The organism is Streptomyces sp. GB4-14, assembly GCF_022696125.1.
Taxonomy (GTDB): domain Bacteria; phylum Actinomycetota; class Actinomycetes; order Streptomycetales; family Streptomycetaceae; genus Streptomyces; species Streptomyces werraensis.
Window position 1 is genome coordinate 423,192 of the sequence record NZ_RZHO01000002.1, and the last position, 26,698, is coordinate 449,889.

At 73.1% G+C, this 26,698-nt stretch carries 23 protein-coding genes; 10 read left to right on the top strand and 13 right to left on the bottom strand.

Going from position 1 to position 26,698, the window contains the following annotated elements:
• Positions 1 to 282 precede the first annotated feature (282 nt).
• Positions 283 to 1,569, bottom strand: a complete 1,287-nt coding sequence (locus tag ELQ39_RS03125; RefSeq protein WP_242590903.1) for an ROK family protein — start codon at positions 1,567 to 1,569, stop codon at positions 283 to 285.
• A gap of 81 nt (positions 1,570 to 1,650) precedes the next feature.
• The gene (locus ELQ39_RS03130; protein WP_242590904.1) at positions 1,651 to 2,646 is read right to left on the bottom strand and encodes a phosphotransferase family protein; all 996 of its coding nucleotides are present in this window, start codon (positions 2,644 to 2,646) and stop codon (positions 1,651 to 1,653) included.
• Positions 2,647 to 2,819: 173 nt separating this feature from the next.
• Here ELQ39_RS03130 and ELQ39_RS03135 point away from each other — a divergent pair, with 173 nt between their 5' ends.
• From ELQ39_RS03135 to ELQ39_RS03145, 3 genes are all read left to right on the top strand, one after another.
• Positions 2,820 to 3,308: an FBP domain-containing protein gene (locus ELQ39_RS03135; RefSeq protein ID WP_190001947.1), complete on the top strand. Its 489-nt coding sequence runs from the start codon at positions 2,820 to 2,822 to the stop codon at positions 3,306 to 3,308.
• A gap of 100 nt (positions 3,309 to 3,408) precedes the next feature.
• On the top strand, positions 3,409 to 4,677 hold the full coding sequence (locus ELQ39_RS03140; RefSeq protein ID WP_242590905.1) for an FUSC family protein: 1,269 nt from the start codon (positions 3,409 to 3,411) through the stop codon (positions 4,675 to 4,677).
• Positions 4,678 to 4,805: 128 nt separating this feature from the next.
• A complete protein-coding gene (locus ELQ39_RS03145) occupies positions 4,806 to 6,008 on the top strand; it encodes a lactonase family protein (RefSeq protein WP_242590906.1) in 1,203 nt (400 codons plus the stop codon).
• Here ELQ39_RS03145 and ELQ39_RS03150 read toward each other — a convergent pair.
• Entirely contained in the window at positions 5,976 to 6,704 is a 729-nt protein-coding gene (locus tag ELQ39_RS03150) for a DUF2470 domain-containing protein (protein ID WP_242590907.1), read from the bottom strand. The genes ELQ39_RS03145 and ELQ39_RS03150 overlap by 33 nt on opposite strands.
• Before the next feature lie 95 nt (positions 6,705 to 6,799).
• On the bottom strand, positions 6,800 to 7,408 hold the full coding sequence (locus ELQ39_RS03155; RefSeq protein ID WP_242590908.1) for a TetR/AcrR family transcriptional regulator: 609 nt from the start codon (positions 7,406 to 7,408) through the stop codon (positions 6,800 to 6,802).
• Positions 7,409 to 7,518: 110 nt separating this feature from the next.
• Between ELQ39_RS03155 and ELQ39_RS03160 the strand changes: the two genes are divergently transcribed.
• Positions 7,519 to 9,012 (top strand): cytochrome P450, encoded by a 1,494-nt coding sequence (locus ELQ39_RS03160; RefSeq protein ID WP_242590909.1) that lies wholly within the window; start codon positions 7,519 to 7,521, stop codon positions 9,010 to 9,012.
• A gap of 107 nt (positions 9,013 to 9,119) precedes the next feature.
• Here ELQ39_RS03160 and sigJ read toward each other — a convergent pair whose 3' ends face one another.
• The 9 genes from sigJ to ELQ39_RS03205 form a co-directional block, all read right to left on the bottom strand.
• The gene (sigJ, locus tag ELQ39_RS03165; RefSeq protein ID WP_242590910.1) at positions 9,120 to 10,037 is read right to left on the bottom strand and encodes an RNA polymerase sigma factor SigJ; all 918 of its coding nucleotides are present in this window, start codon (positions 10,035 to 10,037) and stop codon (positions 9,120 to 9,122) included.
• Positions 10,034 to 10,777: a PIG-L family deacetylase gene (locus ELQ39_RS03170; RefSeq protein ID WP_190001940.1), complete on the bottom strand. Its 744-nt coding sequence runs from the start codon at positions 10,775 to 10,777 to the stop codon at positions 10,034 to 10,036. Before ELQ39_RS03170 ends, sigJ begins: the two co-directional genes overlap by 4 nt.
• Positions 10,778 to 10,840: 63 nt before the next feature.
• A complete protein-coding gene (locus ELQ39_RS03175) occupies positions 10,841 to 12,142 on the bottom strand; it encodes an alpha/beta fold hydrolase (protein ID WP_190001939.1) in 1,302 nt (433 codons plus the stop codon).
• Positions 12,143 to 12,243: 101 nt separating this feature from the next.
• Positions 12,244 to 13,263: a LacI family DNA-binding transcriptional regulator gene (locus ELQ39_RS03180; protein WP_190001938.1), complete on the bottom strand. Its 1,020-nt coding sequence runs from the start codon at positions 13,261 to 13,263 to the stop codon at positions 12,244 to 12,246.
• Between the two features lie 110 nt (positions 13,264 to 13,373).
• Positions 13,374 to 13,694 (bottom strand): L-rhamnose mutarotase, encoded by a 321-nt coding sequence (locus ELQ39_RS03185; RefSeq protein WP_225639902.1) that lies wholly within the window; start codon positions 13,692 to 13,694, stop codon positions 13,374 to 13,376.
• 33 nt (positions 13,695 to 13,727) lie between these two features.
• Entirely contained in the window at positions 13,728 to 14,810 is a 1,083-nt protein-coding gene (rhaS, locus tag ELQ39_RS03190) for a rhamnose ABC transporter substrate-binding protein (protein WP_242590911.1), read from the bottom strand.
• 29 nt (positions 14,811 to 14,839) lie between these two features.
• The gene (locus ELQ39_RS03195) at positions 14,840 to 15,856 is read right to left on the bottom strand and encodes an ABC transporter permease (protein WP_242590912.1); all 1,017 of its coding nucleotides are present in this window, start codon (positions 15,854 to 15,856) and stop codon (positions 14,840 to 14,842) included.
• A complete protein-coding gene (locus ELQ39_RS03200; RefSeq protein WP_242590913.1) occupies positions 15,849 to 16,889 on the bottom strand; it encodes an ABC transporter permease in 1,041 nt (346 codons plus the stop codon). Before ELQ39_RS03200 ends, ELQ39_RS03195 begins: the two co-directional genes overlap by 8 nt.
• Positions 16,890 to 17,013: 124 nt before the next feature.
• Positions 17,014 to 18,528, bottom strand: a complete 1,515-nt coding sequence (locus tag ELQ39_RS03205; protein ID WP_242590914.1) for a sugar ABC transporter ATP-binding protein — start codon at positions 18,526 to 18,528, stop codon at positions 17,014 to 17,016.
• Between the two features lie 262 nt (positions 18,529 to 18,790).
• Here ELQ39_RS03205 and rhaI point away from each other — a divergent pair, with 262 nt between their 5' ends.
• The 6 genes from rhaI (at position 18,791) to ELQ39_RS03235 (ending at position 26,480) form a co-directional block, all read left to right on the top strand.
• Positions 18,791 to 19,951, top strand: coding sequence for an L-rhamnose isomerase (gene rhaI / locus ELQ39_RS03210; protein WP_225628091.1), 1,161 nt, complete (start codon positions 18,791 to 18,793; stop codon positions 19,949 to 19,951).
• Positions 19,952 to 20,064: 113 nt separating this feature from the next.
• On the top strand, positions 20,065 to 22,101 hold the full coding sequence (locus tag ELQ39_RS03215) for a bifunctional aldolase/short-chain dehydrogenase (RefSeq protein ID WP_242590915.1): 2,037 nt from the start codon (positions 20,065 to 20,067) through the stop codon (positions 22,099 to 22,101).
• Entirely contained in the window at positions 22,098 to 23,546 is a 1,449-nt protein-coding gene (locus ELQ39_RS03220; protein WP_242590916.1) for a rhamnulokinase, read from the top strand. Before ELQ39_RS03215 ends, ELQ39_RS03220 begins: the two co-directional genes overlap by 4 nt.
• Before the next feature lie 74 nt (positions 23,547 to 23,620).
• Entirely contained in the window at positions 23,621 to 24,376 is a 756-nt protein-coding gene (locus ELQ39_RS03225) for a (Fe-S)-binding protein (protein ID WP_225628094.1), read from the top strand.
• Complete coding sequence (locus ELQ39_RS03230; protein WP_242590917.1) at positions 24,373 to 25,851, top strand: LutB/LldF family L-lactate oxidation iron-sulfur protein; 1,479 nt, start codon at positions 24,373 to 24,375, stop codon at positions 25,849 to 25,851. The genes ELQ39_RS03225 and ELQ39_RS03230 overlap by 4 nt, the downstream gene beginning before the upstream one ends.
• Complete coding sequence (locus ELQ39_RS03235) at positions 25,848 to 26,480, top strand: LutC/YkgG family protein (RefSeq protein WP_242590918.1); 633 nt, start codon at positions 25,848 to 25,850, stop codon at positions 26,478 to 26,480. Before ELQ39_RS03230 ends, ELQ39_RS03235 begins: the two co-directional genes overlap by 4 nt.
• Positions 26,481 to 26,698: the final 218 nt, after the last annotated feature.

Sequence of the window (26,698 nt, forward strand, 5' to 3'; positions counted from 1 at the left end):
CGGCGCACACGCCGCGTGCCCGGCGGGTGCCGGTACCGCCGGGCCCGGGTGGCGACGAGGGCCGCCCCGGTCCCGCATGACGCCGGGCAGCTCAGCGCCGTACGCGGTCCCTGAGAGCTTCGCCCCGGGCGAGCTCACGGCCCACCAGGGCCGCCCGGGGTGGCGGACGCCCGGTCGGCACAGACCGCGCCACGTATCGGCGCGGGACGCCGTCCGCGCACCGGGCGAGCGCGCGGGGCGTTCAGGGCGGCGGCGCCCGGTCGGCGCAGGCCGCGGGACGCGTCAGCGCGGCACCCGGTCCCGAAGGGCCTCACGCCAAGCCGGTGCCGGAAGCGCCGGGTCCGGGTCGGGGCGGCGGCCGCCCCGGTCGAAGAAGTCGGCCAGCGGCAGGATCGCCGCGCCGACCGTCACCGCGTCCGGGCCGAGCCTGCCGAGTTCGATGGTGACCCGCTCCGCCGGATGGCGCAGCGCGTACGACAGGGCGTGGCGGCGCACGGCCGGCAGGAAGCGGGAGCCCAGCTGGAGGCCGGCCCAGCCGCCCATGAGGATGCGTTCCGGCTGGAAGAGGTTGATCAGGTCGGACAGTCCCGCGCCCAGGTACTCGGCGGTCTCCTCCAGCACCGCCAGGGCGACGGGGTCGGCGTCCGCGCCGTCGGCCGGGTAGGCGGCGGCGAGCATCGCGGTGAGCGCCGTCTCCTCGTCGGTGTCCTCCGGGACCCGGCCGCCCTCCTCACGCCAGCGGGCGAGCAGCGACTCCGCGCCCGCGTACGCCTCCAGGCAGCCCAGCGCGCCGCACCGGCAGCGGCGGCCCCGGACCCGTACGGTCAGGTGCCCCCACTCCACCGCCCGGCCGTGCCGCACCTCGGGGGTGACCAGGCTGGCGCCGACGCCGGAGCCGAAGAGGACGACGAGGGCGTTGCCCGCGCCGCGTCCGGCGCCGAACCACATCTCGGCCTGGCCCAGCGTCCGGGCGCCGTTGTCGATGAAGTAGGGCACGCCGTCGGGGAGCGGGGAGCCGTGGCGGAGCAGGGACTCCAGCGGGACGGCGTCCCAGCCGATGGTCTGCCCGTGCACCACCGCGCCCCGGTCGGCGGTGCGCTCCACGATGCCGGGGACGCCGATGCCGACGCCGAGGAGCCGCTCGGGGGCCAGGTCCGCGGCGGCGAGCACCTCGTCGATGCCGGAGCGGATGTGGTCCACGATGACCTCGACCTCGTACCGCTGCTGCTCCAGCGGGCGTTCGGTGCGGGCCAGCTCGGTGAGGGCGAGGTCGAACAGTTCGACGCGGACGCGGGTCTCGCCGACGTCGACGCCGATCATGTGACCGCTGGTCGGGGCCACGCGCAGCAGGGTGCGGGGGCGGCCGCCGTCGGAGTCGACGCTGCCGGCCTCCTCGACGAGCCCGTCGGCGATCAGGTCGGCGACGACGTTGCTGACGGAGCCGGAGCTGAGGCCGGTCGACGGGCCGAGCTCGAAGCGGCTGAGGGGGCCGTCGAAGTAGAGCCGCTGCAGCACGACCGTGCGGTTGGCCCGTCTGAGGTCGCGCACCGTGCGCCCGTTCCCCGCCATGTGGCTCCCCTCCCATGCACCCGCCCGACCTGCAACATACCTCCGGGCGGCGGCCCGGCGCGACTTCCCCTCCCCCTTAGTTCACGATGTGAACTTACTCGCCCGGCCGATTTCCTCCAGCGTCGCCGTCAGGTGCGGGCCGACCCGCTCCCGGACCCTGCGCGCGTCCTCGGCGCCCAGGGCACGGGGCACCGTCTCGGTGAGCATGATCAGGTCGAGGTAGGCACGGTAGAGGGCGAGACGCAGACGGGCGTTCTCGTCGAGGACCGCGGGGCCGCCCTCCTCCGCGTAGCCGGCGAGGAAGGCGTCGTCCCGCCGGATGTCGTCGAGCAGTGCCAGGGAGACGAAGTCGGCGAGCGGGTCGCCCCAGAACATCCGCTCCCCGTCGATCAGCCCGCCGATCCGGGCGGGTGCGTCCGGATCGGCCCGGTCCACCAGGATGTTGCCGGGCCACAGGTCGAAGTGGACCAGCACCGGCACGGTGACCGCGTCAAGGGCGGGAGCGGCGGCGCGGAACACGGCGGCCACCTCGTCGACGGGGCGGGGCAGCCAGGGGCGGTGGTCGCGGGCGTCGGCGAGCACGGCGTCGGCCATCGCGGTGAAGGCGGACCGCCAGTCGGGGGCGAGCGGGCCGAGGGCGCCCGTGGGGTAGCCGAACGCGGTTGCGGTGACCCGGTGCAGCCGTGCCACCTGGCGGCCCAGTTCCCTGCGCAGGGCCTCCCGCTCCTCGCCGACGGGCGCCGCCTCGGGCCAGGGGACGCCCGGGCACGCGGTGAGCAGCAGGTGGGGTTCGGCGTGATCCGGGGCGAGGGAGACGGCGCGCGGCGCGGGCACCTCGGCCTGCTCCGCCCCGGCGCAGAAGTCGGCCTCCGCGACCAGCAGCCGCCGCTCGTGGCGCAGCCCGGGCACGGTGGGCGGGGGCGGGACCTTCAGGACGTACCGGGTACCGTCGGACAGGAGGATCTCCTCGACGGTGTTGTAGGTGCCCCCGGCCAGCGGGCGCACCTCCGCCAGTGCGCCGGGCGGCAGGCCCGCGTCCGCGAGCACCCGACGGGCCCGTTCCCGCGCGTCCCCCATCGCGTGTTCCCCTCCCCCTCGGCGACTGCGGTACAGCGTACGGCGCGCCCGGGTGCGAGGCGGCGGACCGGCGCGGCGGAAAACCGTTGGCTCCGGCGAGGTGCGGGTCCCTACGCTTGGCCGGCGAAACCTAGACCCTCTAGGTTTGACGGAACATCACAGGAGACGACCTCATGAGAGCACTCACCGAGCAGGACATCCGCGGTTCGTTCATCAACTGCTCGAAGGGTGAGGCGAAGCGGCTGCACGTGCCCCGGGACCTGGACAGCCGTCCGTGGGACGACCTCGACTTCCTGGGCTGGGGCGACCCGGGCGCGCCCGACCGCAGTTGTCTGGTCGTCGAGCGGCAGGACCGGCTCGTCGGGGTGGCCCTGCGCTTCCAGCCCGCCCAGCGGGGTTTCTTCCACCGCAGCATGTGCTCCCTGTGTCTGACGACCCATCCGCGCGGCGGGGTGTCGCTGATGACCGCGCGCAAGTCGGGCCCGGCGGGCCGGGAGGGCAACTCGGTCGGCGCCTACATGTGCACCGACCTGGCCTGCTCCCTGTATCTGCGCGGCCTGAAGGTGCCGGAGACCGGGGCGCGGTTCGAGGAGAGCCTCAGCCTGGAGGAGCAGATCGACCGCACGCGGCAGAATCTCTTCGCCTTCATCGACAAGCTGTGACCCCGGCGGGCGACGGGGTGTGGTCCCGTTGCCGTACCCCGGGCGACTGCCGTCACGGCAAACACGTTCGTCACACGCGTGGAGGGGGAACCGTCCGAGGATGCACGTCGTACGCCAGATGACCGCGCCTGCCGTCCGGTTCCTCAAGCAACATCGTGATCCGCTGACCGTGCAGACGGTGCGGTCGGCGGCCGCGGCGACGCTCGCCTACGTCATCGCCGTCCGGCTGAGCCCGGAGGCCGCGCCCCTCACCGCTCCCCTGACGGCGCTGCTCGTCGTCCAGGTCACCCTGTACTCGACCCTGACGACCGGTCTGCGCCGGGTGAACTCCGTGGTGACCGGCGTGGTCCTGGCGATCCTGTTCAGCCTGCTGGTGGGTCTGACCTGGTGGAGCCTCGGTCTGCTGATCCTCGCGGCGCTGGTCACCGGCCATCTGGTGCGGGCGGGCGAGTTCGTGCCCGAGGTGGCGATCAGCGCCATGCTGGTGCTCGGCGTGACCACGCACGGCGACACCGCCTGGGCGCGCATCGTGGAGACGCTGATCGGCGCCATCGTCGGGATGGCGTTCAACCTGCTGCTGGCGCCGCCCGTGTGGGTGGAGGAGGCCGGCGCGTCCATCGAGGAGCTGGCGCGCCGGGTGCGCCAGCTGATGCTGCGGATCGGCGAGGAGGCCGCGGGCCGTCCGCCCGCGGCGCGCGCGGCGGCCCGGCTGCACGAGGCCCGCCGCCTCGACCACGACATCAGCGAGGTGGACGCCGACCTGCGGCAGGCGGAGGAGAGCCTGCGCCTCAACCCGCGCGTCCGGGAGGGGCTGCTGCACCGGGTGGTGCTGCGCACGGGCCTGGACACGCTGGAGATCTGCACGGTGGTGCTGCGGGTGCTGGCCCGCACACTGACCGACCTGGCGAAGGAACGGGAGCCGGAACGTCTCTTCTCGGAGGAGACGGGGCAGGCCTTCGAGCAGCTGCTGGCGGAGATCGCCGACGCCGTGGTGAGCTTCGCGGTGCTGGTCACCACGAGCGTGAGCGCCAACGCCGAGTCGGCGGAGGAGCGGCTCGCCTCACAGCTGCGGCAGGCGGCCGGCACCCGCGACAGGCTGGCGGAGCTGCTGTACGAGGAGGCCCGGCGCGACCCGAAGCGGTGGCAGCTGCTGGGCGCCCTGCTGACGGAGGTCAACCGCATCCTCGACGAGATGGACACCGAGCACCGCACCCGGCGGCTGTTCGAGGAGCTGGACCGTCACTCGCGGGAGCAGCGGGAACGGCTCCCCCGGCTCACCCGCATGCGGGACCGGCTGGCCGCCCTCCCGGCCCGCGTCCGGGCCCTCTTCCGCCGCGACCGGGAGGGCAAGCCGGCGGGGCGGCACTGAGAGGGGCGCATCCCGTCCGCACGGCCGGCGTCCGGCCCGCGCGGACGGGGGTCCCTTGCGTTCGACGGGTGATCGACGCCAAGGTTGCCCGAGGCGAGCGGGACGGGAGACGACCGAAGGTGCGTGTGATGAACAGGGCCGGCTTGAGCAGGCGCCGCTTCGTGGGCGCGTTCGCGGGAACGGCCGCCGGGATGTCGCTGCCCGCATGCGACGGCGGCTCCCCGCCGTCCGACGCGGCGACCCCGCCGGCCCCGGCCACGGTGACCGGCCCGCCCGCACCGAGCGCCACGCCCTCGGGTCCGCGCCCGCTGTATCTGGGCACGTACACCTCGGTCGACGGCGGAGGCGAGGGCATCGGGACCGCGGTGTACGACCCGGCGACGGGACGGATCAGCGGCGAGGGCGTCATCGGCGGGGTGGGCGACCCGTCGTTCCTGGCGGTGCACCCGGACGGCCGGACGCTGTACGCGGTGAACGAGCGGGAGGACGGCGCGGTGACCGCCGTACGGCTGTCCGACCGGAAGGTGCTGGGCAGCAGCGCCACGGGCGGGTCCTCGCCCTGTCATCTTTCGGTGCATCCGGGCGGGCGGTTCCTGCTGAGCGCCGACTACGGCTCGGGCACGGTCGCGGTGCACCGCATCGAGACGTCGGGCGCGCCGGGCAGGCGCACGGACCTGGTCACCCACTCCGAGCCGGCGCCTGGCCCGGGCCAACAGGGCCCGCACGCGCACCAGATCGTCACCGCCCCGGACGGCGGTCACGTCCTCGCCGTGGACCTGGGCACGGACACCGTGTACACGTACCGCCTCGACGAGAAGACGGGCACCCTCACCGAGGTGTCGCGGGCGACCGCGCGGGCCGGCGCGGGACCGCGCCATCTGACCTTCCACCCCGGCGGGCGGTGGGCCTACCTCGCCAACGAGCTGGACGACACGGTGACGGTGTGCGCCTACGAGCCGGAGTCGGGGCGGCTGACGATCGGGGATCCGCAGCCGACGGGCTCGGCGCCGGAGGCAGGCACCAACTACCCGGCGCAGCTCGTCGTCACCGGCGACGGCCGGTACGCGTACCTGGCGAACCGGGGCCACGACAGCGTCGCGCGGTACGCCGTCGAGGAGGACGGGGCCCGGCTGCGCCTGCTCGGCACGGTGCCGGTGGGCGGCGACTTCCCGCGCCACATCGCCCTCTCCCCCGACGGCGGGCTGCTGTTCACGGCGAATCAGAGGTCCGGTGACGTCGCTGTGTTCCGTGTGGACGCGGACAGCGGCGAACTGCGCCCGGCCGGCGAGCCGTTCGCGTCACCCGTCGCCGTCTGCGCGCTGCCGCTGTAGCGGCCGGGGGCAGGACGCGGCGGCCGCCTGCGACAGCAGGACGTGCATGCGCTCGGTGAGCTGCGAGACGTCGTCGGCGGGCGCGTGGAACGGCAGCCGTACGTCGCCGTCGGTGCGGGCGCGTTCGACGCGCAGGGTGAGTCCGTGCCGGTCGACCGCGAGCGGCCGCACCCGGACGGCCCCCTGGAGGCTTGCCGGGTCGACCAGGCGGGTGAGGCGATCCACGGCGTCGGCGTGGCAGTCCGCGAGGTGGGTCAGCAGCCGCGCCTCGGCGCCGGCCAGCGGGTCGGGCGCGGCGGCGGCGAACTCGTCGGCGCCGACCGTCAGCGCCCCGGAGGGCCTGCGGAGCACCACCCGGGTGGGCCGCAGGGCGAGCCGGCCGCCCTCGACGGACAACCATCCGGCGAGCCACACCCGGGAGCGGACGCGGTTGCGCACGGGGACGGGGGCGACGTCGGCGAACTCCAGCACGGCGGACGGCTCTCCGCGCGGTGCGCAGATCGCGGCGGCCCGCAGGACGCCGTCCTCGGGCACGTCCAGCAGCACCCGCCCGTCGTCCGTGACGGTGTGCGCGCCGACCAGCTCCTCTCGGGTGCCCTCCGCGGTCACCGTGCAGGACCATGCGGCGGCGAGCACGGAGCGGGCCCGCTCGGCCGCTCCCGGCGCGGCGGCCCAGCCGTGCGTGTGGTCACCCATCCCAACCTCCTATTAGGTAAGCCTTGCCTAACCTATCGGAGATCAGGGCGTGCGCCAACCGGCCCCGGTGATCTTTCCGCGCCTTTTCGGGGCACTCAGGGAGCGAGGACACCCAGGAGCGCACGCGCGCACAGGTCGCGTACCTGGTCGCGCCCCAACGGCGCCCCGCGCAGCCACTCCAGACAGACCGCCGTGGTGAACGCCAGCCAGCCGCGCACCGCGAGCCGGGTGTCCGGTCGGTTCTCCAGCACGGGACCGAACTCGGGGTCGGCGGCGAGCGCGGAGAGGATCTGCCGCTCCTGTGCGGCGAGCGCCCGACGGTAGACCCGCCGCACCGCCTGGTCCCCCGCCGCGTCGGCGCGGTGGAAGGCGCGGTAGCCGTGGGCGTGGGACTCGACGTACTCCAGATAGGCGTCCAGCCCGGCGGCGAGCTGGGTCCGCACCGGGACGCCCGGCACGGGCGCCGTCATCCGGAGCATCCGCTCGCTCTCGCGCTCCACCACGGCCGCGAAGAAGTCCCGTTTGCCCGGGAAGTAGTGGTAGAGCAGTCCGCGCGACACCCCGGCGATCTCGGCGACCTGCTCGATCCACACCTCGTCGTACGGGCTCTCCGAGAACAACCGCGCACCCACGGCGAGCAGTTGCTCCCGACGCTCCTCGGTGCTGAGCCGGCGGCGCGCGCGCCCGCCCTGGTCCACGGCCATTCCCGCACTGTAGTTGACGCCGGTCCGGCGGCCGGACCAGACTGTGAGCGCGTTATTGAACTCATGTGCAACACGTCGCACTCGCTCGCCGGACCGAAGGAGACCGCGTCATGGCGGAGAGGACGGCACGGGCCGTTGTGCCGAAGGGATTCCGCAGCGCGGAGCAGGGCTGGCCCGCACTGCACCGCATACCGCACCCGCCGCACCGGCTGCCGCTGCTGGGCGACGTCATCGGGTCCGGCAGACGCACGCCCGTGCAGGACTCGGTGCGGCTCGCCCGGCGACTGGGTCCGATCTTCCGGCGCAGGGCCTTCGGCAGGGAGTTCGTGTTCACGTGGGGCTCCCGGCTGGTGGCCGACCTGGCCGACGAGTCGCGGTTCGCCAAGCACGTGGGGCTGGGCGTGGCCAACCTGCGGCCGCTCGCGGGCGACGGCCTGTTCACCGCCTACAACCACGAGCCCAACTGGCAGCTTGCGCACGACGTGCTGGCGCCCGGCTTCAGCCGCGAGGCGATGTCCGGCTACCACCCGATGATGCTGTCGGTGGCGGCGCGCCTGACCGAGCACTGGGACCGCGCGGCGGCGGACGGCCGGTGGGTGGACGTGCCCGGCGACATGACCAAGCTGACGCTGGAGACGATCGCGCGCACCGGGTTCGGGCACGACTTCGGCTCGTTCGAACGGACCCGCCCGCACCCGTTCGTCACGGCGATGGTCGGGACGCTGTCGCACGCCCAACGGCTGAACAACGTGCCGCCGCCGCTGGCCCCGCTGCTGCTGCGCCGGGCGAACCGGCGCAACGCCGAGGACATCGCGCGGCTCGGCCACATCGTCGACGAGGTGGTCCGCCGCCGGCGCGCGGAGGGGCACGCGGACGGCGACCTGCTGGACCGCATGCTGGAGACCGCGCACCCGGTCACCGGGGAGCGGCTGTCACCGGAGAACGTGCGCCGCCAGGTGATCACCTTCCTGGTGGCCGGTCACGAGACCACCTCCGGCGCCCTGTCCTTCGCCCTCCATTACCTGTCCCTCCACCCGGACGTGGCGGACCGCGCCCGCGCCGAGGTGGACCGCGTCTGGGGCGACACGGACACGCCCGCCTACGAACAGGTCGCCCGTCTCCGCTACGTCCGCCGCGTCCTCGACGAGTCGCTGCGGCTGTGGCCGACGGCGCCGGCGTACTCGCGTGAGGCGACGCGGGACACGGTGCTGGCGGACGAGCATCCGATGCGGCGCGGCGCGTGGACGCTGGTGCTCGTCCCCATGCTCCACCGGGACCCCGAGGTGTGGGGCGCGGACGCCGACCGCTTCGACCCGGACCGCTTCGAACCGGCGGCGGTACGCTCCCGGCCGCCCCACACCTACAAGCCCTTCGGCACGGGCGCCCGCGCCTGCATCGGCCGCCAGTTCGCCCTCCACGAGGCGACCCTGGTCCTGGCGCTCCTCCTGCGCCGCTACGACCTGCACCCGGACCCGTCGTACCGGCTCCGGGTGACGGAGCGGCTGACGCTGATGCCGGAGTCGTTGCGGTTGCGGGCGGTACGGCGGGACGCGGTGCGGGCGGGGATTCCGGGGCAGCGGACGGACAGCGGGGCGGCGTCCTGAGGCAGCGGTGGTCCAGCCGGTACCAGGGACGTGACGTGCCCGACGACGGGTAGCCCGCCGTCGGGCAGGGCGTCGGGCAGCCGGGGACCGTGAGGCCGAGGCGTCCGTCAGGCGTTCCGGGGCTCCTCCTCGTCCGGAAGGGCCAGACCCCGCAGCCGCTCCGGGTCCGCCAGGATGTACAGGGCCGTGATGCGGCCCTCGTGGACCGTGGCCGTCAGGACCGAACCGACGCGGCCGTCGACGACGCCGACCAGGCCCGGGGCGCCGTTGACCAGGACCATGCGGGCGGTCGCGTTGAAGCGGGAGAACAGCATCGCCGACTCGGCGACACTCCTGGCGCCCTGGAGCCGCTTGGAGCCGGCCACGCCCTGGACCAGTGCGCCCGCGTCCGCGCGCAGCACCACGTCCGGGTGGAGCACGGCGAGCAGCGCTTCGAAGTCGCCGGTGCGCGCGGCTGCCCGGAACGCGTCGAGGGCCTGCCGTTGCCGGGTCGCGTCCGCGTCGGACGGCGGGGCGGTCTCCCGGACCCGGCGCCGGGCCCGGCTGGCGAGCTGCCGTGTCGCGGCCGGGGTGCGCTCCAGCACCGGGGCGATGTCGTCGAAGGGCACGGCGAACATGTCGTGCAGCACGAACGCCAGCCGCTCGTCGGGGTCGAGGGTCTCCATGACGACCAGCAGGGCGATGCCCACCGAGTCGGCCTCCAGCGCCTCCTGCTCCGGGTCGACGCGGGACAGCGGCCGGATCACCGGGTCCGGGACGAACGTGTCGTCCATCGGCTGCTCCCTGCGGGCCGTGCGCGAGCGCAGCAGGTCCAGGCAGATGCGGCCGGTCACCGTGGTCAGCCAGCCGCCCAGGTTGTCGATCTCGCCGGGCTTCACGCGTCCGAGCCGCAGCCACGCCTCCTGCACGGCGTCCTCCGCCTCGGCGAGGGAGCCGAGCATGCGGTAGGCGACCGCCTTGAGATGGGCGCGCTGCTCCTCGAAGCTCCGCGCGAGCCGTTCCTGGTCCTCCCCCACGGCGGTCACCTCGGGAACAGCTCGAAGGCCACCGCCGGGCGGCCGCCGAACCGCTTGCCCGTCTCCTGCGCGAAGCCGGTCAGGAACGTGCGCGCGTACGTCTCCGGGTCCTCGTCGGTGAGCGCCTCGATGTAGGTGCGGTGCTCCAGCAGTGAGCGCACCGCCCGCTCCAGCCCGGCGGTGGCGTCCACGGCGTGGGTGGGCGAGCTCGAACCGGCGACCGCAACCCAGCGCACGCCGTCCCAGGGCTCCAGCCCCTGCTCGGTCAGTTCCGGGAAGATCCAGCGGTTGCCGGCGTCACCGGCCGCGTCGAGCGTGGCGCGGCCGACGGCCACGTGGTCCGGGGTGTTCCAGGCGGTGCCGCCCCAGGTGTCCCGGTGGTTCAGCGTGATCACCAGCTCGGGCCGGTGGCGCCGGATCGCCGCCGCGATGTCCCGGCGCAGGGCCGGGCCGTACTCGATCACGCCGTCCGCGTGGTCGAGGAAGGCGACCTCGGAGACTCCCACCACGGCCGCGCTCGCCCGCTGCTCGCGCTCCCGGAGCGGTCCGCATCGGGCCGGCTCCAGCGTGTCGATGCCCGCCTCGCCGCGGGTCGCCAGGACGTAGGAGACCTCGCGGCCGGCGTCGGTCCAGGCCGCGATCGCCGCCGCGCAGCCGTACTCCAGGTCGTCGGGGTGGGCCACCACGGCCAGCGCGCGCTGCCAGTCGTCGGGCATGGGCTGGAGTTGACTGATCGTCGGCTCGGTCATGCTCCGCAGAGTAGCCCCCGCCACCGACAGTGCACGGGGGCGCGCGGTCAGGCGTCGTCGCGGTCAGACCTCGTCGCGGGCGAGGGCGAGCAGGCGGTCCAGGACGCGGGGGCCGCCGGTGCGGACGCCGTCGTGCTCGAACTCGTCCGTCACCCAGGTGCGCAGGCCGCGGATCGCCCGGGCGGTGGCCAGGGAGTGCGCGGTGTCGACGTACATGTCGTCGTGGTAGACGGCCGCCGCGGCCGGGACCTCGTTGGCGGCCAGGCGGGCCGGGTCGTACAGCGGGGTCCAGTCGGTGCGGGCGGCGAGGAGTTCCGCGGTCTCGCGCAGGGGCCGCAGCGCCGGGTCGCAGTCGAACGTCCAGGGATGGACGGTCTCGCCGGTGAACAGCACGGGCTCGTCGCCGGCGAGCGCCTTGGCCGCGTCGAACTGCGGGAACTCGGACCGCACCCGCTCGGCGGACCAGGCGGTGGGGCGGGCGTCCTGCGCGTAGATCGCCTCGTGGATCAGCGCGTAGAGGGGGTGTCCGGCGAAGGACAACAGGCCCTGGACCTCTTCCTGGAAGGCGTCGGAGAGGGCGGGGCCGGACGGGGTGGGGACGAAGGCGTCCTCGAGGAGGAAGTGCAGGCGGTGGCTGCCGTCGCCGCTGCCGAGCATCAGGCCGAGGGACTGGAACGCCTCGACGGTGAACCGGTATCCGTTCGGCAGGACCACGTCGTGGGTGAGGAGGTGGTCGGCGATGCGGCGGGCGCGCTCGACGTCCTGCGGGTAGCGCGCGTAGTGGGCGGCGACCTTGCGCTCGATGCGCGGGTAGGCGGCGCGGTAGACGTCGTCGGCGTGCGCGTCGAGGGAGGGCAGGCCGCCGGTGATCAGGGCGGTGTCCAGTCCTTCGGGTGCCATGGACAGGTAGGCCACGGCGCAGAAGCCGCCGAAGCTCTGGCCGAGCACGGTCCAGCGGGCGCCGCCGGTGACCTGCGGGCGGATGGCCTCGCAGTCCCGGACGATCGAGTCGGAGCGGAAGCGGGTGAGGTAGTCGGCCTGCTCGGCGGGGCCGCCGCGCAGCGGGAGCGTCTGCCGGTTGGCGGGGGTGGAGGCGCCGGTGCCGCGCTGGTCGAGGAGGAGGACCCGGTAGTCCTCCAGGGCGCGGCCGAGCCAGGCCGGCTTGCCGACGAAACGGTTCGCCCCGAAGCCCGGGCCGCCCTGGAGGTACAGCAGCCAGGGCAGGTCCCGGTCCGTCCTGTCCCGGGCGACGACCTCGCGCGCGTACAGCTCGATCGTCTCCCCCGAGGGGTTGTCGTGGTCGAGGGGCACGGTGAACCGGCGGTCGGTGAGGACCACTCCGGGCTGGCGGTAGGTGTCGGTCAACGGGACTCCCGGGACGAACGGATTGTCGGGCCGCGACCCAGTTCAGCACATGTTCCTGCGGCCAACGACCCCGGGATCATGAAAAAGTTCCTGAACGGCGGTCAACGCGCCGACAGGCTGGAGCGCCGCACGACCAGCTCCGGGGCGAGCACCACCCGGCGGTGCTCATGGGGCGCGCCCGTGTCCTCGGTCTCCTCCAGCAGCAGCTCGGCGGCCAGCGCCCCCATGGTGACGGCGGGCTGCCGTACGGAGGTGAGCGGGACGGCCGCGGCGGCGGCGAACTCGATGTCGTCGTAACCGACGATGGCGAGGTCGTCGGGGACGCCGACGCCGGCCGCGTACATCGCCTGGAGCACGCCGAGGGCGAGCAGGTCGTTGGCGCAGAACACGGCGGTGGGGCGACGGGACAGGCCGAGGAGGCGGGCGCCGGCGTCGCGTCCGGCGGCGACGTCGAGCCGCTCGGTGGGCAGCTCGTGCAGGCTGTCGGGGCCGAGCCCGGCCTCGGCGAGGGCGTTCAGGGCGCCGGTGCGGCGGTCCCGGACCTGGTTGAGTCCGGGAGGGCCGCTGACGTACGCGACGGAGCGGTGCCCGGCGTCGACCAGGTGCCGCACGGCCAGGGCGCCGCCGGCCACGTCGTCCACGGAGACGGAGCACTCGGTGGTGCCCTCGGCGACCCGGTCGACCAGCACGAAGGGGATGCCGTGGCGGCGGAACGCCTCGATGGTGCGGCCGGTGGCGTCGGCGGGGGTGAGCAGCACGCCCCGCACCCGCTGTTCGGCGAAGAGCGACAGGTACTCGGCCTCCTCGCTCGGGCTCTGGGCGCTGTTGCAGACCATGACGCCGAGGCCGGCCTGGCGTGCGGCGCGCTCGGCGCCGCGCGCCACGTCGACGAAGAAGGGGTTGCCCATGTCGAGGACGAGCAGGCCCATGATGCGGCTGCGTCCGGCGCGCAGCTGGCGGGCGGACTCGCTGCGGACGTAGCCGAGCCGGTCGATGGCGGACAGCACCCGGGCGCGGGTCTCGGCGGCGACCGTGTCCGGACGGTTGATCACGTTGGAGACGGTGCCTACGGAGACTCCGGCGACGCGGGCGACGTCCTTGATACCCACCGACTGGGCCATCGGGCAGGGACCTCCAGGGATACGGGGAGACAGGGGGCGGCGCGGGCGGGCCCTCACACTACCCGCACGTCCGCCCCTTTTCGGTCACGGGCCGGGCGGGCCCGTGACCGTCAGTCGAGGTGGAAGACCTCGGTGAGCGGGGTCATCGCCTCGTCGGGCCGGGAGCCGTCGAGGGACTCGAAGAAGGGCGCCATCCCGGCCTGCCAGCGGGCGTTGACCTCGGTGGCCTCCATGCCGGCCTTCGCGGCCTCGAAGTCGTCGGTCTCCAGGTACCCGACGAGGAGGCCGTCGTCGCGCAGGAAGAGGGAGTAGTTGTGCCAGCCGGCGGCCGAGAGCGCCTCGCGCATCTCGGGCCACACGGCGGCGTGGCGTGCGCGGTACTCGTCGATGAGGTCCTGGCGGACCTTGAGCAGGAAGCAGACGCGTCGCACGGGGTACGGCCTTCCGGAAGCGGCTCGGCGGGGTCAGAAGTCGAACCGGTCGATGTTCCCGGCGTTGAAGACGGTGGGCTTGCCCAGGTTGATCACGCCGTCCTTGCCGATGGTGTACTCGCCCATGGCGCCGGCCGTGAAGGTCTCGCCTTCCTGGCCCGTGATCTGGCCGGAGGCGAGCGCGATCGCGGTGCGGGCGGCCAGTTCGCCGAGCTTGGCCGGGTCCCACAGCTCGAACGCCTCGACGGTGCCGTTCTTGACGTACTTGCGCATGTCGTTGGGGGTGCCGAGGCCGGTGAGCTTGACCTTGCCCTTGTACTTGGAGCCGGAGAGGTACTGGGCGGCGGCCTTGATGCCGACGGTGGTCGGGGAGATGATCCCCTTCAGGTTCGGGTGTTCCTGCAGCAGGCCCTGGGTCTGCTGGAAGGACTGCTGGGCGTCGTCGTTGCCGTAGGCGACCTCGACCAGCTTCATCTCCTTGTACTTGGGGTCCTTGAGTTCGTCCTTCATGAACTCGATCCAGGTGTTCTGGTTGGTCGCGGTCTGCGCGGCGGACAGGATCGCGATCTCGCCCTTGTAGCCGATCTGTTCGGCGAGGAGCTGCACCTCGGTGCGGCCGAGGTCCTCGGCGGACGCCTGCGAGACGAAGGCGTTGCGGCAGTCGGGCTTGGTGTCGGAGTCGTAGGTGACGACCTTGATGTCGTTCCTCATGGCCTGCTTGAGCGCGGTGCACAGGGCGCCCGGGTCCTGCGCGGAGACGGCCATCGCGTCGACCTGCTGCTGGGTGAGCGTGTTGACGTAGGAGACCTGGCCCGCGGTGTCGGTGGCGCTGGTGGGGCCGACCTCCTTGAAGGTGGAGCCGAGTTCCTTCACGGCCTTCTCGCCGCCCTTGTCGGCGGAGGTGAAGTACGGGTTGTTGACCTGCTTGGGCAGGAAGCCGACGGTGAGGCCCTTCTTGGTGGCGGCGTCCGGGTCGGCCTTGCCGGCGGAGGCGGCGGCGCCGCCCTCGTTCTTGACGTCCTCCTTGGTGGTGCCACCGCAGGCGGTGGCGGCGAGCGCGAGGGAGGTGACGGCGGCGAGCGCCGCGCAGGTACGGCGGAGGGATGCGGTGCGCATGGCGGGTTCCTTAAGGGGACGAGGAGAGGTCAGGAGGTCGGTGCGGGCGTCTTGGGGTCCGGAGCGGATGCGCCGGCCGCCCTCCGTCCGGCGCGGGCCACGGCGACCTGCCGGGCGGCGCGCGGGCCGAGGACGGACAGCACGAGCAGCACGCCGGTGACGACGATCTGGGACTGGGCGGAGACGTCCTGCAGGCTCATCACGTTCTGCAGGGCGCCGAGCAGGAACACGCCCGCGATCGCTCCGCCGAGGGTGCCCTTGCCGCCGTCGAAGTCGATGCCGCCCAGCAGCACGGCCGCGACGACGGACAGTTCGAGGCCGGTGGCGTTGTCGTAGCGGGCGCTGGCGTAGTGCAGCGCCCAGAAGACGCCGGTGAGGGCCGACATCAGGCCGGTCACCGTGAACAGGATCAGCTTCTGCCGCTTGACGCGGATGCCGGCGAACCGGGCGGCCTCCTCGCCGGCCCCGATCGCGAACAGCGAGCGGCCGAACGGGGTGGCGTGCAGGGCGACGACGGCGATCACGAGCAGCGCCAGGAAGGGCACGAGCGCGTACGGGACGAAGGTGTCGCCGATGCGTCCGGCGGCGAAGTCCAGGTAGGCGGCGGGGAAGTCGGTGACCGCGTCGGAGCCGAGCACGATCTGCGCGAGGCCCCGGTAGGCGGCGAGGGTGCCGATGGTGACGGCGAGCGAGGGCAGTCCGAGGCGGGTCACCAGCAGGCCGTTGACCAGGCCGCAGACCACGCCGATGAGCAGGCAGACCGGGATGATCGTCTCGATGGCCATGCCCTGGTTCCACAGGGCGCCCATCACCGCGCCGGACAGTCCGGCCGTGGACGCCACGGACAGGTCGATCTCACCGGACACCACGAGCAGGGTCATGGGCAGCGCGATCAGCGCGATCGGGAGCGTGTTGCCGATGAGGAACGACAGGTTGAGGGCGTTGCCGAAGCCGTCGACGGTGGTGAACGACAGCAGCAGGACGACCACGACCAGGGCGCCGACGACCGTGTCCCAGCGAACGGCACGCGTGAGGGAGTCAGGCATGGCGGGCGTTCCTCTTCTTCAGGGCGGAGGCCACGCGCAGCGCGACGATCCGGTCGACCGCGATGGCGAGGACGAGCAGGACGCCGTTGATGGCGAGCACCCACACGGAACTGACGCCGAGCGCGGGCAGCACGCTGTTGATCGACGTCAGCAGCAGCGCGCCGAGGGCGGCGCCGTAGACGCTGCCGGAGCCGCCGGTGAAGACGACGCCGCCGACCACGACCGCGCTGACGACGGTGAGTTCGTAGCCGCTTCCGGTGCCGGAGTCGACGTTCCCGAAGCGGGCGAGGTACAGCGCGCCGGCCAGTCCGGCGAGGGCGCCGCAGAAGGTGTAGGCGGCGAGGATCCGCTTGCGCACCGGGATTCCGGCGAGCCGGGCCGCCTCCGGGTTGGAGCCGAGCGCGTACAGCTCGCGCCCGCCGGCGTAGTGCCGCAGGTAGTACGCCGTCGCCACGAGCACCGCGAGCGCGATCAGCGCCAGGTAGGGCACGGCGGAGATGCCGCCGGAGCCGAAGTCGACGAACCCGCCGGGGAGATCGGCCGCGGTGATCTGGCGTGAGCCGACCCAGATCGAGTCGACGCCGCGGATGATGTACAGCGTGCCGAGGGTGACGACGAGGGCGGGCACCTGGCCGAGGGAGACGAGCAGGCCGTTCAGCAGACCGAAGCCGATGCCGAGCAGGACGGCGAGGGCGGCGCCGACGACCGGTTTCCCGCCGGCCTGGAGGTAGGTGCCCGCGGCGAAGGCGCTGATGCCGAGGGTGGAGCCGACGGACAGGTCGACGTTGCGGGTGATGACGACCAGGGCCTGGCCGGTGGCGACCAGCACCAGGATGGTCGCGTTCAGCAGCAGGTCCTTGATGCCCTGCTCGGACAGAAACTCGCTGTTGGCGGCCTGGGTGACGGCGATCATCACCAGCAACACGGCGAGGATGGCGAGTTCGCGCATCTTGAAGACGCGGTCCACCAGCCGGGTGGCGCCGGCCTTCGGCGCCTCGGTGACGGGGGCTTCACCGGGGGCGGTGACCGTCATGCCGTGCCCCTTTCGTTCGCTTCCGCGCCCGTGCGGCGCGGAGGTACGGGCATCGTGTCCGTCTGCGGGCCGGTGGCCGCTCGCGCTCCCCCACCGCCTGAATGGCGTGGGCGGTACTCCCGTCTCACGCGGCCCTCCCGGTGGCTGCGGCCATCACGGTCTCCTCGGTGGCGTCGGTACGGGGGATCTCGGCGGTGAGCCGGCCCTCGTGCATCACCAGCACGCGGTCGGCCATGCCGAGGACCTCGGGCAGGTCGGAGGAGATCATCAGGACGGCCACGCCGTCGGCGGCGAGCTGCGACAGCAGCCGGTGCACCTCGGCCTTGGTGCCGACGTCGATGCCGCGCGTGGGCTCGTCGACGATCAGCACCTTGGGGCGTGTGGCGAGCCACTTGGCGAGGACGACCTTCTGCTGGTTGCCGCCGGACAGGGTGTTCACGGTGTCGGCGATCCGGGCGTACTTGACGCGGAGCTTCACCGCCCAGTCGAGGGAGCGGCTGCGTTCGGCGCCGCGGTCCATCAGCCCGCCCTTCACGGTGGCGCCGAGGCCGGTGAGGCCGATGTTGCGTTCGATGGACATGTCCATCACCAGGCCCTGGGCGCGCCGGTCCTCCGGGACCAGGGCGAGTCCGGCGGCCATGGCGGTGGACGGGGCGCCGTTGGTCAGCTTCCGCCCGTCGACCTCCACCTCGCCGGCGTCCCAGCGGTCGATGCCGAAGACCGCGCGGGCCACTTCGGTGCGTCCGGCGCCGACCAGTCCGGCCAGCCCCACGATCTCGCCGCGTCGCACGTCGAAGGAGACGTCGGTGAAGACGCCCTCCCGGGTGAGGCGGCGCACGCTCAGGGCGATCCCGCCGGGCGTCACGTCCTGCTTGGGGTAGAGCTCGGCCAGGTCGCGGCCGACCATGCGGCGGACCAGGTCGTCCTCGGTCATGCCGTCGAGCGGCTCGCTCGCGATCCAGGCTCCGTCCCGCAGGGTGGTGACCCTCCGGCAGATCTCGAAGATCTCCTCCAGGCGGTGGGAGATGAACAGGACGGCCGCGCCCTGGTCGCGCAGCGCGCGGACGACGCCGAAGAGGCGGGCGACCTCGCTGTTGGTGAGGGCGGCGGTGGGCTCGTCCATGATGAGAGCGCGTGCGTCGAAGGAGAGGGCCTTGGCGATCTCGACGATCTGCTGGTCGGCGATGGACAGTCCGCGGGCGGGCCGGTCCGGGTCCAGCTCGACGCCGAGCCGCTTCATCAGGGCGGCGGTGGCGTCACGCGTCGCCCGGTGGTCGATGCGGCGCAGGGTGCGGCGGGGCCGGCGGCCCATGAAGATGTTCTCGGCGATCGACAGGTCGGGGAAGAGCGTCGGCTCCTGGTAGATCACGGCGATGCCGGCGTCGCGGGCGTCGCCGGGTCCGTGGAAGACGACGGGCGCGCCGTCGAGCAGCACCTGGCCGGCGTCCGGCCGGTGCACTCCGGCGAGCGTCTTGATGAGCGTGGACTTGCCGGCTCCGTTCTCTCCGGCCAGGGCGTGCACCTCCCCGGGGTACAGCTCCAGGGAGACGTCCCGCAGCGCGCGGACCGCGCCGAAGGACTTCGAGATGCCCTTGAGCGCGAGGACCGGGGCCGGACCCGTGTCGGACGGGTGGGTCATGAGGGCTCCTCGACGACGCCGGCGGGTCTGCCCCCACGGCGTCGTGAAAGGTTTCAACTGGATTGCCGGGACGTTAGGCGCGTCACGCATGTCACGTCAATGGGTCACGGTCGAAAAAGTTTCGACAGGTTCGGGTCACGCCCAGGTCACGCGAGACGGTCGCCGCCGGAGGGGTTGACACCCCTTCGGCGGACCCCTAGCTTCGCGTTCTGAATCGTTTCACTCTGTGGTCGTTACGACCCGATGTCACAGGAGCCCTGACGTGACCGAGCGCGCCGCGGTGAAAGCCGCCCTCAAGACCCAGGCAGTCGAGACGCCGTCGTGGGCGTACGGCAACTCCGGCACCCGGTTCAAGGTGTTCGCGCAGCAGGGCGTCCCCCGCACCCCGCAGGAGAAGCTGGACGACGCGGCGAAGGTGCACGAGTTCACGGGCGTGGCGCCGACGGTGGCGCTGCACATTCCCTGGGACGAGGTCGACGACTACGCGGCGCTGGCCCGGCACGCCGAGGACCGCGGGCTGCGGCTCGGCGCGATCAACTCCAACACCTTCCAGGACGACGACTACCGGCTCGGCTCCGTCTGCCACCCGGACGCGGCCGTGCGCCGGAAGGCCGTGGACCATCTGCTGGAGTGCGTCGACATCATGGACGCGACCGGGTCGAAGGACCTGAAGCTGTGGTTCGCGGACGGGACCAACTACCCCGGGCAGGACGACATCCGGGCCCGTCAGGACCGGCTGGCGGAGGCGCTCGCCGAGGTGTACGGGCGGCTGGGCGACGACCAGCGGATGCTGCTGGAGTACAAGCTGTTCGAGCCGGCCTTCTACACGACGGACGTCCCCGACTGGGGGACGGCGTACGCGCACTGTCTGAAGCTGGGGCCGAAGGCGCGGGTGGTGGTGGACACAGGGCATCACGCGCCGGGCACGAACATCGAGTTCATCGTGGCGACGCTGCTGCGGGAGGGGAAGCTCGGGGGGTTCGACTTCAACTCGCGCTTCTACGCGGACGACGACCTGATGGTCGGCGCGGCCGACCCGTTCCAGCTGTTCCGGATCATGTACGAGGTGGTGCGCGGGGGCGGGCTGTCGGGGGACGTGGCGTTCATGCTGGATCAGTGCCACAACGTGGAGTCGAAGATTCCGGCGATTGTGCGGTCCGTGATGAACGTGCAGGAGGCCACCGCCAAGGCGTTGCTGGTCGACCGGGACGCGTTGGCTGCGGCGCAGCGGGAGGGGGATGTGCTGGGCGCCAACGCCGTGCTGATGGACGCGTTCAGTACGGACGTGCGTCCGCTTCTCCGGGAGGTGCGGGAGGAGATGGGGTTGGATCCCGATCCCATGGCGGCGTACGCGCGGTCGGGGTGGGCCGAGAAGATCGTGGCCGAGCGGGTCGGGGGTGAGCAGGCCGGCTGGGGGGCGTAGACGTCTGCCGGGTTCTTTCGTCGCCGGGTGCGGGTTCGGAGGGCTGGTCGCGCAGTTCCCCGCGCCCCTGAAGGCGTGTCCTGCTCTTCCCTCTTCCTCAAGGACTGGTTGTCATGGTTCACCGTGAAGTCGACGCTCTGCTCGGTCGGTCGCACCGGCTGGGGTCCGATCCCCGGAACACCAACTACGCCGGGGGGAACGCCTCCGCCAAGGGGCGGGACGTCGATCCCGTCACCGGGGGTGATGTGGAGCTGATGTGGGTCAAGGGGTCCGGTGGGGATCTCGGGAGCCTGACCGAGGACGGGCTGGCCGTGCTGCGGCTGGACCGGCTGCGGGCGCTCGTCGACGTGTATCCGGGGGTGGAGCGCGAGGACGAGACGGTCGCCGCGTTCGACTACTGCCTGCACGGAAAGGGGGGTGCCGCGCCCTCCATCGACACAGCGATGCACGGGCTGGTGGACGCCGCGCACGTCGATCATCTGCACCCCGACTCGGGCATCGCGCTGGCGTGTGCCGCCGACGGGGAGAAGCTGACCGCCGAGTGTTTCGGCGACACCGTGGTGTGGGTGCCGTGGCGGCGGCCGGGGTTCCAGCTGGGCCTGGACATCGCCGCCGTGAAGGCCGCGAATCCGCGGGCCGTCGGCTGTGTGCTCGGGGGGCACGGGATCACCGCCTGGGGTGACACCTCCGAGGAGTGCGAGCGGAACTCGCTGCACATCATCCGTACCGCCGAACGCTTCCTCGCCGAGCGGGGGCGGCCCGAGCCGTTCGGGCCCGTGATCGAGGGGTACGAGGCGCTGCCGCGGGGCGAGCGGCGGGAGCGCGCGGCGGCTCTCGCTCCGTACGTGCGGGCCCTCGCCTCGCAGGACCGGCCGCAGGTCGGACACTTCGACGACTCCGACACCGTGCTGGACTTCCTGGCGCGGGCCGAGCATCCTCGGCTGGCCGCGCTGGGGACGTCGTGTCCGGACCATTTCCTGCGCACCAAGGTGCGCCCGCTGGTGCTGGATCTGCCGCCGTCCACGCCGCTCGACGAGGCGGTGACGCGGCTGGAGGAGCTGCACGCCGACTACCGGCAGGAGTACGCCGCCTACTACGAGCGGCACGCGGAGCCCGGCTCCCCCGCGATGCGCGGCGCCGACCCGGCGATCGTGCTGGTGCCGGGCGTCGGCATGTTCAGCTTCGGCAAGGACAAGCAGACGGCGCGGGTGGCCGGGGAGTTCTACCTCAACGCGATCAACGTGATGCGCGGGGCCGAGGCGGTCTCCACGTATGCGCCGATCGAGGAGTCGGAGAAGTTCCGCATCGAGTACTGGGCGCTGGAGGAGGCGAAGCTGCGGCGGATGCCGCCGCCGAAGCCGCTGGCCACCCGGGTGGCGTTGGTGACCGGGGCAGGCAGCGGGATCGGGAAGGCCATCGCGCGGCGGCTGTCCGCCGAGGGCGCGTGTGTGGTCGTGGCCGATCTGAACGGGGAGAACGCGGCGAGGGTCGCGGAGGAGCTGGGCGGGCCGGACAAGGCCGTCGCAGTGACCGTGGACGTGACGGACGAGGAGCAGATCGCCGCCGCGTTCCGGCAGGCCGTGCTCGCCTTCGGCGGGGTGGACCTGGTGGTGAACAACGCCGGGATCTCCCTCTCCAAGCCGTTGCTGGAGACGTCGGCGAGGGACTGGGACCTCCAGCACACCGTCATGGCCCGGGGTTCGTTCCTGGTGTCGCGGGAGGCGGCGCGGGTGATGACCGCCCAGCGGCTGGGCGGCGACATCGTGTACATCGCCAGCAAGAACGCGGTGTTCGCCGGTCCCCACAACATCGCGTACTCGGCGGCCAAGGCGGACCAGGCGCACCAGGTGCGGCTGCTGGCGGCGGAGCTGGGCGAACACGGCATCCGGGTCAACGGCGTCAACCCGGACGGTGTGGTGCGCGGTTCGGGGATCTTCGCAGGCGGCTGGGGTGCCCGGCGTGCGGCCGTGTACGGGGTGCCCGAGGAGAAGCTGGGCGAGTTCTACGCACAGCGGACCCTGCTGAAGCGGGAGGTGCTGCCGGAGCACGTGGCGAACGCCGTGTTCGCGCTGACCGGCGGCGACCTCACCCACACCACCGGTCTGCACGTCCCGGTCGACGCCGGCGTCCCCGCCGCCTTCCTGCGATGAGCGGCGGCCTGGGGGCGTACGCTGCGGTCGATCTCGGCGCGTCCAGCGGGCGTGTCATGGTCGGCCGGGTGGGCCCCGGCAGCCTGGAGCTGACGGAGGCGCACCGGTTCCCCAACCGGCCGGTGCGGGTTCCGGAGGGGCTGCGCTGGGACGTGCTGGGGCTGTACGCCGGGGTGCTGGACGGGTTGCGGGCGGCCGGGGAGGTCGCCTCGGTCGGCATCGACAGCTGGGCCGTCGACCACGGGCTGCTCGACGCGGACGGGGCGCTGCTGGGCAACCCCGTGCACTACCGCGACGGGCGGACCGACAGCGTCGCCGAGAAGGTGTGGGCGACCGTGCCGGCCTCGGAGCTGTACGCGGCGACCGGGCTTCAGTACGCGCCGTTCAACACGCTGTACCAGCTCGTCGCGGCCCGCGGCACACGGCAGTTCGCGCAGGCCGAGAGGTTGCTGCTGATGCCCGACCTGCTGGCGTACTGGCTGACCGGGGAGCAGGGCACCGAGCTGACCAACGCCTCCACCACGCAGCTGATCGACCCGCGCACCCGCACCTGGGCACACGGGATCGCGGAGCGGCTGGGGATCGACCTGGGGCTGTTCGCGCCGCTGCGGCTGCCGGGCGACCCGGCGGGGGTACTGCGGCCGGAGGTGCTGGAGGAGACCGGGCTGAGCGGGCCGGTGCCGGTGACGGCGGTCGCCTCGCACGACACGGCGTCCGCGGTGGCCGCCGTGCCGGCGGACGGCGAGCGGTTCGCGTACATCTGCACCGGCACCTGGTCGCTGGCCGGTCTTGAGCTGGACGCGCCCGTGCTGACCGAGGAGAGCCGGGCAGCGAACTTCACCAACGAGCTGGGGCTGGACGGCACCGTCCGCTACCTGCGCAACATCATGGGGTTGTGGCTGCTGCAGGAGTGCCTGCGCGCCTGGGACGAGCCGGACCTGGGCGCGTTGCTGCGGGAGGCGGCCGGGGCGCCGGCGCTCCGGTCGGTGGTGGACGCCGGCGACGCCGCGTTCCTGGCGCCCGGGCGGATGCCGGAGCGGATCGCCGAGGCGTGCCGCGCGTCGGGGCAGCCGGTGCCGGGCTCCCCCGCCGCGACCGTGCGCTGCATCCTCGACTCGCTCGCCCTCGCCCACCGCACCGCCGTCGAGGACGCGCAGCGGCTCGCCGGACGGACCGTGGACGTGGTGCACGTCGTGGGCGGCGGCACCCGCAACGCCCTGCTGTGCCAGCTCACCGCCGACGCCTGCGGGCTGCCGGTGGTGGCCGGGCCGGCCGAGGCGGCGGCGTTCGGCAACGTGCTGGTGCAGGCCCGCGCCCAGGGGCGGGTCGGCGATCTCCCCGGGATGCGGCGGCTGCTGGCCGCCACCCAGCCGCTCACCCGGTACGAGCCGCGCGGCGACACCCGGCGCTGGGAGGCGGCCCGCGCCCGGCTCGCCGGACCGTGACCGGGTCTCCCCCCGGCGCCCGGACCCGCACTACCCTGCCCATCATCCGAAGATCGACCGGACGAGGAGCCGCGATGCGTGTCGCCCTGTTCCTGACCTGCGTCAACGACACGCTCTATCCCGACACCGGCCGCGCCGTGGTGAAGCTGCTCACCCGGCTGGGCGTCGACGTCGACTTCCCCGAGGCGCAGACCTGCTGCGGCCAGGCCCACTACAACACCGGGTACCGGCACGAGACGGAGCCCATGGCCCGTCACTTCGCGGACGTCTTCCGCGACTACGACGCGATCGTGACGCCGTCCGGGTCGTGCGGGGCGATGGTGCGGGAGCTGTACCCACGCATGGGTGAGCGGGCCCGCTCCGAGGGGCGCGGGGACGGTCTGGCGACGGTGCTGGCGCCGGTGGTGCCGAAGACGTACGAACTCACCGAGTTCCTGGCGGACGTGCTGGAGGTGACGGACGTCGGGGCGTACTACCCGCACCGGGTGACGTACCACCCGACCTGTCACGGGCTGCGCTCGCTCGGGCTGGGCGAGCGGCCGCTGCGGCTGCTGCGCGCGGTGAAGGGGCTGGAGCTGGTGGAGCTGCCGGGCGCGGACGAGTGCTGCGGGTTCGGCGGCACGTTCGCGCTGAAGAACGCCGATGTGTCGGCGGCGATGGGCGCGGACAAGGTGCGCAACGCCGAGTCGACGGGCGCGGAGGTGCTGTGCGCGGCGGACAACTCCTGTCTGATGCACATCGGCGGCACGATGACACGGCTGCGGACCGGCATGCGGCCGGTGCACATCGCGGAGATCCTGGCGAGCACGGAGGAGGACCCGGCCGTATGAGCGGAACGTTCGTCGGTATGCCCGCTTTCCCCGTGGCGGCCCGGGAGGCGGTCCGGGACACCACCCTGCGCGGCAATCTGCGGCACGCCACGCACACCATCCGCGCCAAGCGGGCACGGGCGGTCGCGGAGCTGGACGACTGGGAGCGGCTTCGGCAGGCGGGCAAGCGGATCAAGGACCGCACGCTGCGTCATCTGGACCGGTACCTGGTGCAGTTGGAGGAGTCGGTGACCGCGGCGGGCGGTGTCGTCCACTGGGCTGCCGACGCCGACGAGGCGAACCGGATCGTGTCCGAGCTGGTGAAGGCGACCGGCGAGAGGGAGGTCGTCAAGGTCAAGTCGATGGCGACGCAGGAGATCGCCCTGAACGAGGCGCTGGAGGCGCAGGGCATCCACGCCTACGAGACCGATCTCGCCGAGCTGATCGTGCAGTTGGGCGAGGACCGGCCGTCGCACATCCTGGTCCCGGCGATCCACCGCAACCGCGGGGAGATCCGCGACATCTTCACCCGGGAGATGGGCGAGTGGGGCCGCCCGGCCCCCGAAGGGCTCACGGACACGCCCGCCGACCTCGCGGAGGCGGCGCGGCTGCATCTGCGCGAGAAGTTCCTGCGCGCCAAGGTCGGCATCTCCGGCGCCAACTTCATGGTCGCCGAGAGCGGCACGCTCGTCGTGGTGGAGTCCGAGGGCAACGGGCGGATGTGCCTGACCCTGCCGGAGACGCTGATCTCGGTGGTGGGCATCGAGAAGATCGTGCCGACCTGGCAGGACCTGGAGGTGTTCCTGCAGACCCTACCCCGGTCCTCCACGGCCGAGCGGATGAACCCGTACACCTCGATGTGGACCGGGACGACGGACGGGGACGGTCCGCGCTCCTTCCACCTCGTCCTGCTGGACAACGGCCGCACCGACACCCTCGCCGACGAGGTGGGCCGGCAGGCGCTGCGCTGCATCCGCTGCTCCGCCTGTCTGAACGTCTGCCCGGTGTACGAGCGGGCCGGCGGGCACGCGTACGGCTCGGTCTATCCCGGCCCGATCGGCGCCATCCTCAGCCCCCAGCTCCGGGGCACCGGCAGCGATATCGACGCCTCCCTGCCGTACGCCTCGTCGCTGTGCGGAGCCTGCTACGAGGTGTGCCCGGTCGCCATCGACATCCCCGAGGTGCTGGTGCATCTGCGGGAGCGGGTGGTGGAGGGCGGCGAGGCCGTCCGCGAGGGCAGCAAGGTGCGGCTGCGGCCCGCGAAGGGCCACGCGGCCGAGCGGGCGGCGATGCGCGCGGCCCGCTGGGCGCTCACCCGTCCCGGCGCGCTGCGCACCGGGCAGCGGCTCGCGTCGCGCACGCGGCGGCTGCATCCGCGCACCCTGCCGGGGCCGGGCAGGGCGTGGAGCGGCACCCGGGACCTGCCGCCGGTGCCGGCGGAGCCCTTCCGGGACTGGTGGCAGCGGACGCGCGGCGGGAAGGACGGTGGAGCGTGAGCAGCAGGGAGCGGATCCTGGGCCGGGTGCGCCGGGCGCTGGCGGACGTGCCGCGGGGTGAGGACGGGCCGGTCGAGCGTGACTATCTGCGCGAGCACGGGGAGCGGACCGTCGAGGAGACGGTGGACCTGCTGGCGGAGAACCTGGCGGACTACCGGGCGGTCGTGCACCGGACCGACCAGGGCTCGCTGCCAAGGGTCGTGGCGGACCTCCTGGCGGCGCGGGGCGCGTCGACCGTGCTCGTGCCGTCCGGCCTCGACGAGGGCTGGCTCGCGGCGGCCGAGGTGACACGGGTGCGGGACGAGGCGACGAGCACTCCGCACGAACTGGACCAGGTGGACAGCGTCGTCACCGGCTGCGCCGTGGCGGTCGCCGAGACCGGCACGATCGTGCTGGACGGCTCCCCCGACCAGGGCCGGCGCCGGATCAGCCTGATCCCCGACCACCACATCTGCGTGGTGCGCGTCCCAGGCCAGGTGGTGGCGTCCGTGCCGCAGGCCCTCGAACGCCTCGACCCCGCCCGCCCGTTGACGTGGATCTCCGGACCCTCCGCGACCAGCGACATCGAGCTGGACCGGGTGGAGGGCGTGCACGGACCGCGGACCCTGGAGGTCGTCCTGGTCCGGTGAACCACCGCCGGAGGGATGTCGCTACGTGCCCTCGGGGCACAGGGCGTGCCCGACGGAGGAGATGACGGTGGTCCGCCAGGGGTGCGGCTCGACCCGCGCGCGGAACCGGCCGCCGAGTCGCTGCGCCCGCTCAAGGTCACCACGTCTCGTACGGGACGGCGGACAGCGCCGTGCCCGCGCTCGACGGGGTGACGCCAGGCCTGGCGCGGGGCACGTCC

Coding starts and splice junctions, on each gene's coding strand:
- ELQ39_RS03130 (WP_242590904.1), bottom strand. CDS start 2,646: ATGGGGGACGCGCGGGAACGGGCCCGTCGGGTGCTCGCGGACGCGGGC.
- ELQ39_RS03225 (WP_225628094.1), top strand. CDS start 23,621: ATGCGTGTCGCCCTGTTCCTGACCTGCGTCAACGACACGCTCTATCCC.
- ELQ39_RS03230 (WP_242590917.1), top strand. CDS start 24,373: ATGAGCGGAACGTTCGTCGGTATGCCCGCTTTCCCCGTGGCGGCCCGG.
- ELQ39_RS03140 (WP_242590905.1), top strand. CDS start 3,409: ATGCACGTCGTACGCCAGATGACCGCGCCTGCCGTCCGGTTCCTCAAG.
- ELQ39_RS03155 (WP_242590908.1), bottom strand. CDS start 7,408: ATGGCCGTGGACCAGGGCGGGCGCGCGCGCCGCCGGCTCAGCACCGAG.
- ELQ39_RS03205 (WP_242590914.1), bottom strand. CDS start 18,528: ATGACCCACCCGTCCGACACGGGTCCGGCCCCGGTCCTCGCGCTCAAG.
- ELQ39_RS03170 (WP_190001940.1), bottom strand. CDS start 10,777: ATGACCGAGCCGACGATCAGTCAACTCCAGCCCATGCCCGACGACTGG.
- ELQ39_RS03145 (WP_242590906.1), top strand. CDS start 4,806: ATGAACAGGGCCGGCTTGAGCAGGCGCCGCTTCGTGGGCGCGTTCGCG.
- rhaS (WP_242590911.1), bottom strand. CDS start 14,810: ATGCGCACCGCATCCCTCCGCCGTACCTGCGCGGCGCTCGCCGCCGTC.
- ELQ39_RS03220 (WP_242590916.1), top strand. CDS start 22,098: ATGAGCGGCGGCCTGGGGGCGTACGCTGCGGTCGATCTCGGCGCGTCC.
- ELQ39_RS03180 (WP_190001938.1), bottom strand. CDS start 13,263: ATGGCCCAGTCGGTGGGTATCAAGGACGTCGCCCGCGTCGCCGGAGTC.
- ELQ39_RS03150 (WP_242590907.1), bottom strand. CDS start 6,704: ATGGGTGACCACACGCACGGCTGGGCCGCCGCGCCGGGAGCGGCCGAG.
- ELQ39_RS03125 (WP_242590903.1), bottom strand. CDS start 1,569: ATGGCGGGGAACGGGCGCACGGTGCGCGACCTCAGACGGGCCAACCGC.
- ELQ39_RS03195 (WP_242590912.1), bottom strand. CDS start 15,856: ATGCCTGACTCCCTCACGCGTGCCGTTCGCTGGGACACGGTCGTCGGC.
- ELQ39_RS03160 (WP_242590909.1), top strand. CDS start 7,519: ATGGCGGAGAGGACGGCACGGGCCGTTGTGCCGAAGGGATTCCGCAGC.
- ELQ39_RS03135 (WP_190001947.1), top strand. CDS start 2,820: ATGAGAGCACTCACCGAGCAGGACATCCGCGGTTCGTTCATCAACTGC.
- ELQ39_RS03200 (WP_242590913.1), bottom strand. CDS start 16,889: ATGACGGTCACCGCCCCCGGTGAAGCCCCCGTCACCGAGGCGCCGAAG.
- ELQ39_RS03215 (WP_242590915.1), top strand. CDS start 20,065: ATGGTTCACCGTGAAGTCGACGCTCTGCTCGGTCGGTCGCACCGGCTG.